The organism is Bacillus sp. LJBS17 (assembly GCF_019334685.1).
Taxonomy (GTDB): Bacteria; Bacillota; Bacilli; order Bacillales; family Bacillaceae; genus Bacillus; species Bacillus subtilis.
Genome location: NZ_CP079759.1, coordinates 2,403,467 through 2,418,383 on the forward strand (window position 1 = coordinate 2,403,467; position 14,917 = coordinate 2,418,383).

General features: G+C 43.9%; 17 protein-coding genes. 1 reads left to right on the forward strand and 16 read right to left on the reverse strand.

Annotated elements, in window-relative coordinates; genetic code table 11:
* Positions 1-6: 6 nt before the first annotated feature.
* The 14 genes from spoIIAB to ansA all read right to left on the reverse strand — a co-directional run bounded on the left by spoIIAB (position 7) and on the right by ansA (position 12,602).
* Positions 7-447 (reverse strand): anti-sigma F factor, encoded by a 441-nt coding sequence (gene spoIIAB, locus KXZ66_RS12350; RefSeq protein WP_003230452.1) that lies wholly within the window; start codon positions 445-447, stop codon positions 7-9.
* Positions 444-797, reverse strand: a complete 354-nt coding sequence (gene spoIIAA / locus KXZ66_RS12355; RefSeq protein ID WP_003223957.1) for an anti-sigma F factor antagonist — start codon at positions 795-797, stop codon at positions 444-446. The genes spoIIAB and spoIIAA overlap by 4 nt, the downstream gene beginning before the upstream one ends.
* A 95-nt stretch (positions 798-892) precedes the next feature.
* On the reverse strand, positions 893-2,062 hold the full coding sequence (gene dacF / locus KXZ66_RS12360) for a D-alanyl-D-alanine carboxypeptidase DacF (RefSeq protein ID WP_120028335.1): 1,170 nt from the start codon (positions 2,060-2,062) through the stop codon (positions 893-895).
* Between the two features lie 154 nt (positions 2,063-2,216).
* Positions 2,217-3,032, reverse strand: coding sequence for a purine nucleoside phosphorylase I, inosine and guanosine-specific (locus tag KXZ66_RS12365; RefSeq protein WP_003230447.1), 816 nt, complete (start codon positions 3,030-3,032; stop codon positions 2,217-2,219).
* A gap of 12 nt (positions 3,033-3,044) precedes the next feature.
* Positions 3,045-4,229 (reverse strand): phosphopentomutase, encoded by a 1,185-nt coding sequence (gene deoB, locus KXZ66_RS12370; protein ID WP_015251776.1) that lies wholly within the window; start codon positions 4,227-4,229, stop codon positions 3,045-3,047.
* A 160-nt stretch (positions 4,230-4,389) separates the two neighbouring features.
* Positions 4,390-5,280 (reverse strand): site-specific tyrosine recombinase XerD, encoded by an 891-nt coding sequence (gene xerD / locus KXZ66_RS12375; RefSeq protein WP_014480176.1) that lies wholly within the window; start codon positions 5,278-5,280, stop codon positions 4,390-4,392.
* Between the two features lie 7 nt (positions 5,281-5,287).
* Positions 5,288-5,515, reverse strand: coding sequence for a YqzK family protein (locus tag KXZ66_RS12380; RefSeq protein ID WP_003230440.1), 228 nt, complete (start codon positions 5,513-5,515; stop codon positions 5,288-5,290).
* Between the two features lie 123 nt (positions 5,516-5,638).
* Positions 5,639-6,088 (reverse strand): ferric iron uptake transcriptional regulator, encoded by a 450-nt coding sequence (gene fur, locus KXZ66_RS12385; protein ID WP_003223972.1) that lies wholly within the window; start codon positions 6,086-6,088, stop codon positions 5,639-5,641.
* 112 nt (positions 6,089-6,200) lie between these two features.
* Complete coding sequence (gene spoIIM, locus KXZ66_RS12390; RefSeq protein ID WP_004398593.1) at positions 6,201-6,845, reverse strand: stage II sporulation protein M; 645 nt, start codon at positions 6,843-6,845, stop codon at positions 6,201-6,203.
* A 100-nt stretch (positions 6,846-6,945) separates the two neighbouring features.
* On the reverse strand, positions 6,946-7,161 hold the full coding sequence (locus tag KXZ66_RS12395; RefSeq protein ID WP_029317958.1) for a hypothetical protein: 216 nt from the start codon (positions 7,159-7,161) through the stop codon (positions 6,946-6,948).
* Positions 7,162-7,256: 95 nt separating this feature from the next.
* Complete coding sequence (locus KXZ66_RS12400; RefSeq protein ID WP_004398731.1) at positions 7,257-8,576, reverse strand: NAD-dependent malic enzyme; 1,320 nt, start codon at positions 8,574-8,576, stop codon at positions 7,257-7,259.
* A 17-nt stretch (positions 8,577-8,593) separates the two neighbouring features.
* Entirely contained in the window at positions 8,594-10,000 is a 1,407-nt protein-coding gene (gene mleN / locus KXZ66_RS12405) for a malate-H+/Na+-lactate antiporter MleN (protein WP_014480178.1), read from the reverse strand.
* A gap of 140 nt (positions 10,001-10,140) precedes the next feature.
* Positions 10,141-11,568: an aspartate ammonia-lyase gene (gene aspA, locus KXZ66_RS12410; RefSeq protein WP_014477246.1), complete on the reverse strand. Its 1,428-nt coding sequence runs from the start codon at positions 11,566-11,568 to the stop codon at positions 10,141-10,143.
* A gap of 44 nt (positions 11,569-11,612) precedes the next feature.
* Positions 11,613-12,602, reverse strand: coding sequence for an asparaginase (ansA, locus tag KXZ66_RS12415; RefSeq protein ID WP_004399032.1), 990 nt, complete (start codon positions 12,600-12,602; stop codon positions 11,613-11,615).
* A gap of 181 nt (positions 12,603-12,783) precedes the next feature.
* Here ansA and ansR point away from each other — a divergent pair, with 181 nt between their 5' ends.
* On the forward strand, positions 12,784-13,134 hold the full coding sequence (gene ansR, locus KXZ66_RS12420) for an HTH-type transcriptional regulator AnsR (protein ID WP_004399024.1): 351 nt from the start codon (positions 12,784-12,786) through the stop codon (positions 13,132-13,134).
* Between the two features lie 8 nt (positions 13,135-13,142).
* On the opposite strand, the gene KXZ66_RS12425 is transcribed toward ansR, so the two are convergent.
* The gene (locus KXZ66_RS12425) at positions 13,143-14,306 is read right to left on the reverse strand and encodes a TIGR00375 family protein (RefSeq protein WP_043857763.1); all 1,164 of its coding nucleotides are present in this window, start codon (positions 14,304-14,306) and stop codon (positions 13,143-13,145) included.
* Positions 14,303-14,860 carry an ADP-ribose pyrophosphatase gene (gene nudF / locus KXZ66_RS12430; protein WP_004398600.1) on the reverse strand — a complete coding sequence of 186 codons (558 nt, stop codon included), beginning with the start codon at positions 14,858-14,860 and terminating at the stop codon, positions 14,303-14,305. The genes KXZ66_RS12425 and nudF overlap by 4 nt, the downstream gene beginning before the upstream one ends.
* Between the last annotated feature and the right edge of the window lie 57 nt (positions 14,861-14,917).

Genomic DNA, 14,917 nt, shown 5'->3' on the forward strand with positions numbered 1-14,917 from the left:
ATCTCCTTAATTACAAAGCGCTTTGCTTTTTGATAAGTGCTTTGTTAAGCGAATCGTTGTTCCCATTTCAGGCGATGAATCGATACTGACATCATCCATGAAATTTTCCATAATGGTAAAGCCCATTCCAGAGCGCTCAAGCTCAGGCTTAGTCGTAAATAGAGGCTGACGGGCTTCTTCAAGATCTGTAATGCCTAAGCCTTCATCACGAATAGTCATATATACGACATGATCTTCCAGCGTCACTGAAATGTAAACTTTCCCTTCACAGTTCTCTTCATATCCATGGATAATCGCATTCGTGACAGCCTCTGACACGACTGTTTTGATTTCAGTCAGTTCATCCATTGTCGGGTCCAGCTGAGCTATAAATGAAGCAACTGTCACACGGGCGAACGATTCATTCTGACTGAGGGCAGAAAACTCAAGGTGCATTTCATTTTTCATGATGCCACCCCCAGTGTCAGGAGCGCCTGCTGTTCAGATTGTTCAAATCGGATAATTTTAAACAGACCCGACATATCAAACAATCGCTTCACCGCAGGAGAGATAGCGCAAACAACCATTTCCCCGCCAATTTGCTTAATTTGCTTGTATCTTCCTAAAATAACGCCAAGCCCTGAGCTGTCCATAAAGGAAAGGTCCTCCAAGTTCAGCACGATATGGCGAATATCATCCTTCTCCAATGATTGAGTCACTTTTTGCTTCAGGGTTTCAGCCGTATGGTGATCGAGTTCGCCTGTTAATCGAATACAAAGCACAGATTCTTTGACATGCATGTCAATTCCAAGGCTCATGCTCATTCCTCCTTGATATGATCGGATAATGAGTGTTTCGATTTCGACGGAATGAATTCCTTCACCGTGACAAAACTAGTGGTCATTCGGCATAATTACTTAAATTTTGTCCAGTCTCCCATCGTCCGCTTCAAGAATGTGATAAACCCGGCTTTCTTCATATCTTCTTTTGCAGCAACAGGACTTTCAGCGAGTACTTCTCCATCCTTTTTCAGAACAAGAGTGCCAAGCTCTTGGCCTTTTTGAATCGGAGCACTAATATTGTCCTTCATCTTGATTTCTTTTTTCACATCGTTCATATCCTCGCCTTTTTTCGTCAATATTGAAATCGGCTCAGATGTAGTGAGTTCGATCAATTTTTGTTTCCCTTTTTTGACCTTTACTTTTGCTACTGTTTCATTTCGTTTATATAAAGGATGCGTTTCATACTGGCTAAAGGCGAAGTCAAGCATTTTTGTCACTTGCGCGTTTCTTTCTTTAGGCGTGCTCGCTCCGAATACAACCGCTATGGCCCGCATGTTTCCTTTTTTAGCCGAAGCAGTCAGACAATATTTCGCTTCGCCTGTATAACCTGTTTTTACGCCGTCTACACCAGGATAAAATTTGATAAGGCGATTTGTATTTACAAGCCAAAACTTTTTATCTGTATTTTCACGCAGATAATCTTCATACGTGCCGGTAAACTTCGTAATTGATTCGTATTTCAATAATTCCTTAGCCATGATTGCCATGTCATAAGCAGAGCTGTAGTGTCCTTCCTCGGTCAGTCCTGTTGGGTTTTTAAAGGATGTATTTTTCAATCCCAGCTCTTTTGCTTTTTTATTCATTTTCTTCACAAATTCTTCTTCAGAGCCGGAAATAAATTCAGCCATGGCGACGGAAGCGTCATTTCCCGAAGCGATTGCGATGCCTTTCAGCATTTCTTTGACAGTCATTTCTTCGCCGGGCTCAAGGAATATCTGTGAGCCGCCCATTGACGCCGCATGTTCGCTTGTACGGACCTTATCACTCATTTTGATTTTGCCTTTATCTAAAGCTTCCATAATCAAAAGCATCGTCATAATTTTCGTCATGCTTGCAGGCGCCAGTCTCTCATTGCTGTTCTTGTTGTAAAGCACTTTTCCCGTGTCACGTTCTATCAGCACCGCAGACTTCGCTTCATGAGCAAGCTCCGATGTACGTTTTCCGTCTTGTTTTGCAAATGCAGACGGTGCAAATGCAAGCAGCATTATACCAATCAACAAAGTGGATAAAAGACGTTTCATCTCAAAAGCCCTCCATTTCATAATCCTTTTTATTTTTTCCAAGCGTGATGGTTTTATACGCCACTGATGGAAAATGTTTCGAATTTTGGGCATAAAAAAAGACAGCTGTGTGATGTCAGACACAGCTGTCTTTTGGTCCTGCATTGATTCATATTTATTCGTACTGAGCGACGATCGCTTTAACAAGCTTTAAGAATCCAGCTTTTACTTTTTCGGTCACTTCCATCACTTCATCGTGACTTAAAGGCTGATCCAGAATTCCGGCTGCCGCGTTAGAGATGCAGGAAATGCCAAGAACCCGCATTCCCGCATGATTCGCTACAATGACTTCCGGAACAGTAGACATGCCGACTGCATCAGAGCCCATCGTTCTTAAGAAACGGACTTCTGCCGGTGTTTCGTAAGAAGGTCCTGTCACAGCAGTGTACACGCCTTTTTGAATTGGGATATTAAGGTCTTTCGCAATCTTTTCAGCCAGGCTGGACAGATCTTTGTCATAGGCTGAAGACATATCTGGAAATCTGGCGCCGAAATCTGCTTCGTTTGGCCCGATTAACGGGTTTGTTCCCATAAAGTTGATATGATCGGTAATAATCATTAAATCTCCCGCACGGAATTCAGTGTTGACACCGCCTGCGGCATTTGTCACGATCAACGCTTCCACACCGAGCGCTTTCATCACGCGTACAGGGAATGTGACTTTCTCCATTGAGTAGCCTTCATAAAAATGAAAGCGGCCCTGCATTGCAATGACGGAAACTCCTTCAAGAGTGCCAAGCACAAGCTGTCCGGCATGCCCTTCAACAGTAGATACCGGGAATTCAGGTATATCTTCATATTTCAGCTTGACCGGATTTTCGATTTCGTCCGCCAAAATGCCAAGACCTGAGCCTAAAATAAGGCCGATCTTTGGAGATTCCGGCAGGTTTTGTTTAATAAAAGCGGCTGCGCGTTCAATTCTGTCCTTCAAGAAACAGTCCCCCTATTGTAATAAAGATAAAAAGCTTTTCCCGTATTTCGGTTTATTTGTTTGGAAATTATCAGCGATCGTTGCGCCAATATCGGCAAATGTATCTGCAAGCGGCAGCATTTGCGCTTTCTTATGTTTTTTGCTGTAAGCGAGAATCGGCACATACTCGCGTGTATGGTCAGTCCCATGATGAATCGGATCATTGCCGTGGTCGGCTGTAATAATTAACAGATCGTCTTCTCTCATTTTTTCAAACACTTCCGGAAGCCGCGCATCAAATTCTTCAAGCGCGCGTCCGTAGCCTTCAGGGTCACGGCGGTGTCCGAATAACGCGTCAAAATCAACAAGGTTCGCAAAGCTCAGACCCGTAAAATCTTCTCCCAGCGTATCGATCACCTTGTCCATTCCGTCCATATTAGAAACCGTTCTGCGTGAAGAAGTAATGCCTTCTCCGTCGTAAATATCAGAGATTTTACCGATTGAAATCACATCTAAGCCGCTGTCTTTCAATTCATTCATGACAGTGCGATCAAACGGTTTAAGGGCATAGTCATGGCGGTTTGGCGTCCGTTTGAATTGACCCGGCTCTCCGACGAACGGCCGTGCAATAATGCGGCCAACCATATATTTCGGATCAAGCGTCAGCTCTCTCGCCGTTTCGCAAATGCGATACAGCTCCTCAAGCGGCACAACCTCTTCGTGAGCGGCAATTTGCAGAACAGAGTCAGCAGACGTGTAAACAATTAAAGCCCCTGTCTCCATGTGCTCCTGACCAAGCTCATCCAAAATCGCTGTGCCGGAAGCCGGCTTGTTTCCAATAATTTTGCGGCCAGATCTCTTTTCCAGCTCTTGAAGCAATTCATCAGGAAAGCCTTCCGGGAACACTTTAAATGGTTTATCAATATATAAACCCATAATCTCCCAATGGCCGGTCATCGTATCTTTTCCGTTTGACGCTTCTTGCATTTTTCCATAGTAGGCAAGCGGGTGTTCTGTTTTTTCTACACCTTTGATATCTTCGATAAGACCAAGGCCGAGCTTTGCCATATTCGGCATATGTAATCCGTTCATATGCTCGGCAATATGACCGAGCGTATGAGCGCCTTCGTCATTAAAGTCAGCGGCATCCGGCGCTTCGCCGATTCCGACTGAGTCCATCACAATTAAAAACACACGATTATATTTGTATGCAGGCATCTTGAAAGCCTCCTTTTTTTCTATACGTCTATTGTATCGCTAAGAGGTCTGACAACTCAAGTATAAACCGTTTTCATTCCCGTTGACAATGCATTTGGAAATAATGAGAAACTTCAATATTTTCTGTCGCTCTAAACAAAAAAGCCGCAGCCACCTGCGGCTATGCTCGCGGATGAAACTGCTTGTACACATCCTTCAGCCTTGTTTTCGTCACATGCGTATAAATTTGCGTTGTGGATATATCCGCATGACCGAGCATTTCCTGCACCGCTCTTAAATCTGCCCCGTTCTCAAGCAGATGCGTCGCAAAGGAATGCCTGAGTGTATGCGGAGTCAGCTCTTTCTTAATGCCGGCTTCCAACGCGATTTTTTTCAGGTTCTTCCAAAATCCCTGGCGGCTGATCTGTTTGCCGTGATGATTTAAAAAGAGGGCGTCAGATACATTATTTTTTAACAGTTTTCCCCTGGCTTTTGTCATATATTCCTCAATGGCGGAAGCGGCGGCTTCACCAATTGGCACAATCCGTTCTTTTCTTCCTTTGCCGAAGCATCGGACAAACCCCATAGATAAATGAACATCTGTCGTTTTCAACTCAATCATTTCACTGACTCGTATGCCTGTCGCATAAAGCAGCTCCAGCATTGCTTTATCCCGATATCCGAAAGGGCTCGTCAGCTTAGGCGTGTCCAATAATCGCTCGACTTCATTGAGTGCGAGCACCTTCGGAAGCGCCCGTTCCGTCTTTTGTGTTTCGATATGAACGGAAGGGTCCTTATCCGTTACTTTTTCCCTGAGCAGAAATTGATGAAAAGAGCGAATGGATGCCAAATGCCGCGCCGATGTCTTGCCGGATTTCCCCGAGTCCTTCAAATGCTTTAAGTATTGGATAATATGTATGCGGGTAACGTGATTCCAATCTGTAACATGAAGGGTTTCTGTTAAGTAGAGAGAATAGCTTTTCAAGTCACGTTCATAGGATACGATCGTATTTTGAGAGAGCCCTCTCTCTACCATGACGTAGTGGATGAAATCCTTTATTTGATCTTTCACTCTTGATCTACTCCCCGTTTTGGTAAAAAAAGATCAACCGGTCGAACCATCCGCCTTTTTCATCCTGATCCATTTCAACAACTTTTACAGCGGAGCCTTCCGGTTTATCATACCGATGATAGTTTTCATACTCTTGATTCACCCATATCATAGCATAATAGAACAAAGCGGTAAAACCGGTAAACAGGATGAAAACTTTCAATGCATCGACAGCTGTTTTCAGGAATCTTCCCATGTCCTAATCGATCCTTTCCTATGGTTCCAGTTATATAAACCATATGCCAAATCAGAAAGGTTTTATACATAGAAACAGCAAAAAACCCTTTCCCCATGAGAAAAGGTTCGCGCTCGGCACCGTCTATTCAGTTTCTTTTCCGTTACAGCGGTGGCAAATGCCGTGAAACGTCAATCTATGATCTTTAATCTTAAATTTCCAATCACGTTCAATGATTTCTTCCACGTCTTCAAGCAAATCTTCTTCAATTTCATCAACGGCTCCGCACTCCATGCACACCAAGTGGTGATGAAAGTGAGCTGCGCCCTCTTTCCGAAGGTCATAACGGGACACACCGTCTCCAAAGTTAATTTTATCTACGACTTTTAATTCAGTTAATAATTCAAGCGTACGGTATACTGTAGCGAGACCGATCTCAGGAGATTTCTCTTTTACGAGGAGGTATACATCTTCTGCGCTTAAATGGTCTTCTTCGTTTTCAAGCAGCACTCTTACTGTCGCTTCACGCTGTGGCGTAAGTTTATAGCTGGATGAGTGCAGTTGTTTCTTAATTCGATCAATACGGTTTTCCATGTCTTTCCCTCCTACGCCGCATTCCATGACTCATTATAACAAAATACGCGCAGAGTTCCAACTATAATTATTATAAACTGATAAATAAAATGATTTTCTTTTAATAATGATTTTAAAAAAGTCTAGATGTAAGCTTTTCCATTAAAACAGGAGATAAGTATGCTTCAAAGAGAGATGAAATCAGCGCTAAAAACAGAATGACCAGCAGCACAAAGGCATACCGCCCGAACCATTGAATCGGCGCGTCATGCAGGCTTCGTTTCACGAACAGCTGTCTGATTAACTTTAAAGAAAACGCAATTGCACATGTGCCCATAATGAGATAAGCCGGAATCAGCAGCACATTTTGCGGCAAAACGGAGACAAATGATAGGAAAAACCCGCTTACTCCCATCTGATTGACTAGGAACCCGACAGTAAAGCCGACGACGATCCCTTTCAGAAAGATCATAATGAAAATAATCGGCATCCCAATGACGGAAATTCCCAGTATCCACATCAGGCCTAAATACTTTGCATTATGAAAGATACTTTGCCCAAACATATCAGCTGAACTTGCCTGTTTTCCATCCGAAAGCTGTCCAAAAAATTGACTTAAGTAGTAGTATAAATCTTCTTTCTGGCTGATGGTCATACTGTTGACAATAATCGCGCCAAAGATGACACCCATGAAAAACAGCACTGACACAAATATATAAAGAGAGAGATGATCTTTGACATGCCTGAGAAACATGTCCTTATAAGAGATTTTTCGCATACCGTTTCCTCCCGCCCGTTCTAGTGATTTGATTTAATAGATTGTATGAAAGAAACGGAAAAACATGCCCTTTTTCAAAAAGAAACGATAGAGACGAATGCTAGGCGACTTTTTGGGGCACAAAAAAATCCTTATCATCAACTGCTGTATGATCATAAGGATTCTTATGCTTCCGTTTATTCAAAATCTCTTTTTTGCTTTTTGTCATTCTTTCATGTGTGCTGAAAGATGGTGTGCTGCCTCTTGATAATAAGACGTCACGTCCGCCGTTTCTCAATCGATGCTCCCGCTTCTTTTTCGCTTGGCTTTTTGCCATGTGATCACTCCCTTTTTTTCATAGTAATGATAACAAAATTGAACAATAATAAGAAAAAAACAGCACCTGCTACGACAGGTGCTGTTTAGCTACATTTATTTCACTGCTGTAAGAGCTGCATGCTCGACAGCTGCTGCTACCGCATGATGGACTTTTGAATCAAGCGGCTGAGGGACAACATCACCTTGTTTAGTGCAAGCTGCGATGGCCTCTGCTGCTGCGACAAGCATATCATGATTAATCTCCGTGCTTTTTGCGTTAAGCGCTCCTCTAAAAATCCCCGGAAAACCGAGTACATTATTAACAGAACGCCCGTCAGCTGCATATGCGGCGCCAGCCTGCAGTGCGGCCTCCGGCTCAATTTCCGGCTTCGGATTCGATAAAGCCAGAATCACTTGACCAGAACGTACAAATGCCGGTTTTATTAAACCCGGAACGCCCGTTGTAGCAATGACAATATCACATGTTTCCATAAGCTCCTCAATACTGGAAACTGCCTGTCCGCCGTATTGTTCGAGACGGTTCATTGCTGACTCTGATTTGTCTGTGCCGTACACAGCATTCACACCATAAGCCATGAACATCCGGCAGATGGCCACGCCTGCTGCGCCAAGGCCGATTTGCCCCACTTTCGCTTCTTTCAGGTCAACTCCCGCACTCCTGCATGCCGAAATGGCAGCTGCCAGCGTCACTACAGCTGTACCATGCTGGTCATCGTGCATAACAGGGATGTTCAGCTCCTCTTTTAGGCGATCCTCGATTTCAAAACAATGCGGCGAACCGATATCCTCAAGAAGGATGCCGCTAAAGCCCGGAGAAATATGTTTTACTGTTTTGATGATTTCTTCAGGATCACTCGTATCAAGCAGTATCGGAATGCCGCTAATGCCCGCCAGCTGATCAAATAAAGCAGCCTTTCCTTCCATGACAGGCATGCCAGCCACAGAGCCGATATTCCCAAGGCCTAAAATTGCAGTTCCATCCGTTACAATTGCAACAGAATTGCTGATCGTTGTATAAATAGAAGCTTTTTCAGGTTCTTTTTCGATCAGTCGGCACACGTCCGCAACACCTGGTGTGTAGACACGTCCCAGCTCTGCCAGTGAACGGATCGGCATTTTGCTTTTCATTTGGATTTTTCCGCCTTCATGTGCGGACAGGACTTCATCAGATACAGTGTGAAGCCTGATCCCTTCTCCGAGGGCCTGTACAGCCGCGATCACTTCCTGAAGCTGTTCTTCATTCTCCACTTGAACGGTAATATTCCGCATTGTGTAATTGGGTCCGACCTTTACCGTCTCCACTTCACCAATATCTCCGCCCAGAAGGCCGATTGCCGTAGCCACCCTTCCAAGATTTCCGGGAACCGAAGGCGTTTCGATCATCAGTGTCCGAATCATGTGTTTCGCTATCATTCAGTGATCCTCCCCTATTAGCCTAGTTTTTCGGCTTTAACTGTATTGTTTTTCGTATACCATATAAATTTTCCTGTATAACCATAGATAATTGCAAGACCTATTGCTACAAAACTGAGCCACATAAACGGCAGATAAGAGAAGGTAGAAACACCTAAAATACCAGCCATGTAAATCCCATTATCAGACCAAGGTACCATCCCCGAAGTCAATGTTCCCCCGACCTCTGAGTTACGTGATAACACTCTTCTGTCCAGATGCAAGCGATCATAGCTGTCTTCCATAATTTTCGGAGTCAAAATAAGAGATACATACATCGCACAGCCGAAGATGTTCGCTAAAAACGCTACGATCAGTGTAGACAATGTGACATTGCCGGCTGAAGTTAATTTCTTTTCAAACGTTGAAACAATGACTTTTAACACGCCGAGTTTCTCAAGCAGACCGCCAAAACCAAGGCCAAAGATGATGACGACGAGAGAATCAAGCATACCGACAATTCCACCGCGGTTTAACAAGCCGTTCAAAAATTCAACATCAGTTTTAATAGAGAAACCGTTGTACGCAGTTGCAATCGCATGGGCAATATCCATTCCTTGGAAAACAACAGCCCAGATTGCACCGAGTAAAGCGCCAATTACGATAACCGGCATAGATGGCTTTTTCATCGCCAATAAGACTATGACGACAACTGCCGGGATCAGCATCCAAATATGAATGTCAAACGTGTTTTGCAAAGATGATTTTAAGAATTCAACTTTATCAAGATCAATATTTTTCCCGCCGTACATAAATCCAACAACTGTAAAGAGTATAGCTGTAATGACATAAGCAGGTATTGATAAATAAAGCATTGCTCTCACGTGAGCCAATACATCGACTTTTGATAGTGAAGAAGCTAGAACTGTACTGTCAGACAGCGGAGACAGCTTGTCCCCGAAATAAGCACCTGAAAGAATAGCTCCCGCTACTAGAGGAAGCGGAATGCCTAAACCCTCTCCAATTGCGATCATGGCAATACCGGCAGTTCCGACTGTTCCCCATGACGTTCCTGTTGCCACAGACATAATGGAACAAATAATTAACGTTGCCAGTAAAAAGATACTTGGGTGAATAAATTCCAGTCCGTAATAAATCAAAGTCGGCACAACGCCTCCGGCAATCCATGTTCCGATGAGCGCCCCAACTGAAACGAGAATCAGTACGGCTTCAAGGCCATTTGATATCCCATGTACAATCGCATTTTGTAAATCTTTATAAGAATAACCGAGTCTTATACCTAAAAGCATTGCAATAAACCATGAAACAAAAAGCGCCAGCTGTATCGGCAAGTCGAGAAAGACTGTAAACGATAGAACAAGTGCTAAAAATACTCCTAGTACAATAATAATTTCAAATAGTGTTGGCAATCTTACATCCTTCAAAAGAAGTCCCCCTTCATGTAAAAGCTAAAACGCTTTCAATATATAGTGCAACACGTATACTATACTTCCTCATCCCTATGTTGTAAACAGCTTATTCATCCGACTATTCGGAGATGAATAAGCTGTATTTTATACAAATTTTATTTTTCTAATAGTTCTTTCCCTGCGATACCTGGTTTGGTCATCTCATATGGGTTTAAAATAATATCCAATTCTTCTTCAGTCAGCACATCATGCTGCAGGCAAAGGTCACGGACTGATTGGCCTGTCATAATCGCTTCCCGGGCAATTCTGGCAGCCGCTTCATATCCAAGATGCGGATTGACAGCTGTGATCACGCCTGCGCTTTTTTCTACGTATTGCTTCAACCGCTTTTCGTTGGCTTCAATGCCCTTTAAGCAGTTGTCAGTGAACGAACGGAAGCCGTTGTTCATGATGCTGATGGATTGAAGCAAATTAAAGACAAGCACGGGCTCCATGACGTTCAACTCAAGCTGGCCGGCTTCTGAAGCAAGGCAGATTGTATTGTCGTTTCCGATAACCTGGAACGCAATTTGGTTGATCAGCTCCGCCATAACCGGATTGACTTTCCCCGGCATAATAGATGAACCCGGCTGACGTGCAGGCAGAGAAATTTCCGCAAGTCCGGCGCGCGGTCCCGACGCCATTAAGCGCAGGTCGTTTGCGATCTTCGACATGTTCATCATGCAGACTTTTAATGAAGCTGATACCTCTGTATAGGCATCTGTATTTTGTGTCGCATCAACAAGATGGTCAGCGCCGACAAGAGGAAGCCCGCTAATATCAGCAAGGTGCTTTACTACCTGTTTGATATATTCAGGATCAGCGTTCAGCCCTGTACCAACAGCAGTTGCGCCCATGTTGACTTCATATAGGTGCTGGCGCGATTGCTTGATTCGTTTGATATCACGCTCGAGAACACGGCTGTAAGCTTCGAATTCCTGGCCAAGACGGATCGGAACCGCATCTTGAAGGTGTGTCCGGCCCATTTTAATAACAGAGTCAAACTCCTGTGCTTTTTGCTTAAACACACTATGCATATCTTCCATTGTTTTCAGCAGTTTTTCTAAGAGCTTCAATGTGGAAATATGAATAGCAGTCGGGAACACATCGTTCGTAGACTGTGACATGTTCACATGTGTGTTTGGACTTAAATGGATATAATCTCCCTTTTTATGTCCCATGATTTCAAGCGCCCGGTTTCCGATAACCTCATTCGCGTTCATGTTCATAGAAGTTCCGGCACCGCCCTGAATCGGATCGACGATAAACTGATCGTGCCACTTGCCTTCCAGAATCTCGTCAGCGGCTTGTACGATAGCTTGGCCAATTCCTTCATACAGCCGTTTCACGTCCATGTTGGCAAGAGCCGCAGCTTTTTTCACAATCGCCAGTGCGTTAATCATTTCCTCATGGATTTTGTATCCTGTGATCGGGAAATTTTCAGAAGCACGGAGCGTCTGAATTCCGTAATAAACATCTGCCTCAATTTGTTTTTCCCCAAGGAAGTCTTTTTCCACGCGATATTCTTTTTGGCCGTTTAACATAATCTTTAACCTTCTTTCTCTTTGCTGGTTATCGTTTTTACATTTTACAGGACAACGTCATCAGCTATCGGCGTTTCCATAATTCTCTTGACGACAGGAAGATCCGAAGACTGACCTAGCGCCCACATCAATTTTGGCACAATTGCTTCTGTGTTCATATTTCTTGATCGGATAATTAAGTCTTGGTTGACTCTGCGGCCAACCTCGTAAATGCTCATGTCTTCGCCTTCTTCAAGACATTGAGTCGTAATGACGACGACAATGCCGCTTTCGATCAGCTCATTCACTTTTGACAAAATGTCCCTGCCTTCAAACGGCACCCCTCCGCTGCCATAACTCTCAATGACAATTCCTTTGTACATGCTTTTCAGGGCATCAAACATTTCGGGCTTTAAGCCTGGATGCAGCTTCAGCAGACATACATCTGTGCATAGTGAAGTGTCAACTGTGAAGGTGTCGTTCTCAGGTTCCGTTACTTGTTTGTTGTATTCAATCCCGTCTTCATTGATAAAAGCGATATATGGGTAATTGATGCTTTCAAATGCGTCGTAGCTTTTCGTTCTTAATTTGATCGCACGCGTTCCCTGAATGACTCTGCCGTCAAATACAACATAAACGCCGCCCACGCCTTCACAGGCAAATCGAATGGCATCAGTAATATTTTTTTTGGCATCGGTTTTTTGGAACGTGATCGGAATCTGCGAGCCGGTGATGACAATCGGCTTTTTGGCATGCTGCAGCATATACGATAGTGCTGCAGATGTATAGGCCATTGTATCTGTACCGTGAGTAATAACAAACCCGTCATAGGCATCATAATTTTCCTTAACGGCTTCCGCTATTTCCACCCAGTATTCAGGCTGCATATTGGTGCTGTCTATATTCATAAGCGACTGAGTTTCCATTGTGTAATCGTTATCAAGTTTTGATACGTAACTTAATAATTCATCAGCCTTGACTCCGGGAGCCAGCCCATTTTCCCCTTCAACTGAAGCAATTGTTCCCCCAGTTGTCAACATCAATAATTTTTTCATACCATGCACCTCTTCACTGTATCTAAAGATGGGTTGCGAGAAGGTATTCGCTTTTCGCATACTTTTAATGCAATTATAGACACGGAAAATAAAATACGCAAGACATTATTATTCAATTCGCGTACACTTCCTAATACCTATATGATATAATCAGCTCAAGGTGAAAAAGGAGCGGAAGTTCATGAATCTAGATCGTTTAACTGAATTGAGAAAAAAGAAAAATTGGTCGCTTCAATATACAGCTGACCTTCTCGGTATCGCAAAAAGCACATATGCCGGCTACGAGTCAGGCTACCGACGGCCTTCACTTGAAGCGCTTGCCATGCTGGCTGACCTCTTTGACACAACCTGCGATGAACTTTTAGGCCGCGAGAAACAAAAACAGACTGCTCCTCAGGCCATAGAATTGGCCACGTGGAGCAGCCTTGACTTTACCATTTCTGTTGATGGCCAGCCGCTGAGTGAAGATGAAATCATCCAGCTGATTACCTTTATACGCACAAAAAGAAAAGTACAGGAGGAACTGAGTTAATCTTTAGCTCACGGTTTAATTTTACCGTAGGTTCCTCCTCCTCCGGCTTTCAATTCCAGTTTTCCGGATCTCGCTTTTACGATAAGCGCCGCGGTTTTCGGCGGGACAACGCGAGCCAAATCTTCTTCTGCAGCCTCATGAAGAACAGCCATTTCTGTTCCGAAGGCTTTTTTTAGTTTGTCCAGCGTTTTCGGGCCTACACCCGGAACAAATTGCAGCGGGATCTGATGTACATATCGCGGACGCGGGACGCGAACTTCAAGCTGATCACTCAATTCACGCAATCTTTCGCTGACTCCCTTGGTAAATCTGGCATTTCCGCAATTCACGCACGCTGTTTCCCCGCTTACAGCAGGCTCTCCGCACGCTTCGCAAGCAGTCTGATAATATTTCCCCAATAACGGGTCCAAGCCATAATTTGCGATAATTTTCCTGTCATCTTGTCCCTTTAATGCAAGAGCAAATTCAGTAAAATCAGCTGACTGCACATATAGTTCATTATATTCTCTGCCGATTTTCCCCAACGAATGCGCATCAGAATTTGTTAAAAAAGGATACGGATTCAATTCAGATACCTGTGATGCCATGTCTGTATCACAGCTTAATCCAAGCTCCACCGCGTCTATCATAGATGGATCAAAAACCTCAGTTAAGCTTGATTTAACCCCTTTTCCATATAAGCTTTTATGCGGCGTAAAGATATGGGCGGGGATAAACAAGCCGCCCATATCCTGCACTTTTTTTTGCAGGTTTAAGCCCGTTTCATAAATCCGCTGCGAGCTTAAATGAATATTTTTCAGCCGGGCTGACAGCCAGTTTGAAAACTGTTTCATATCAGCCAGCGTCGGCATAAATACGAGCACATGGATTGGTCCGCTACAGGCTTCATCATAAATCTCCAGCTCGCTCCCCAATAAAAGAGTCGTGCTGCGATAACGGATTCCTCCCCCGTCAAGCTCGCGATATTTTCCAGATGAAATGCCTTCCTCAAGCTCTAGAATGACTTCCGGAGAATGACAGTCGATAATGCCGAGGAGTTCAATTCCTTTATGTTCACTGGCTTCAACCAAAATTCTGTCCAGCGTTAATGTTTTGGCGCCTGTTATTTTGACAGCCCTTCCTGTAAAGGTCCGGCCGATATGAATGTGCAAATCCGCGTAAATCTTTTTCATTTTTGTGCTTGGAGCGCTTCTTTCAGTTGAAGATACTGAATCGCGTAGGCTGTTTTAGCATCATATACTTCACGCGATTCAACCAGCTTTAGCGCATCTTCAAGCGTCACCTCCATCACTTCAACAAACTCGTCCTCATCAAGCTCCCGTTTTTCTTCAAGCACAGAAAGCTCCTCAGCAAGAAAAACGTGAACGATCTCATCTGCAAATCCGGGTGATGTATAAAACGCAGTTATTTTTGTCAGTTTTTTTGCTGTATAACCGGTTTCCTCTTCAAGTTCCCGAAGTGCCGTATACTCCGGCTCCTCACCTTTTTCAAGCTTACCGGCCGGAATTTCAACGATCGTCCGCTCAAGCGGCTTACGGAATTGTTTGACCATGATGATTTTCCCTTCATCTGTGACGGCTAGTACCGCTACAGCTCCAGGGTGTTTCACAATTTCACGTTTACTGGCTTTGCCGTTTGGCAGCTCTACATCCTCGACATAAAGATCAATGACTTTACCCGAAAAGATCTGTTCTTTGGCAATTGTTTTTTCTTCTAATGATTTCATTTCTTCATCTCCCGTTCTGTCTCTATATGATGCCCCATACATTTTATCATACTAGAG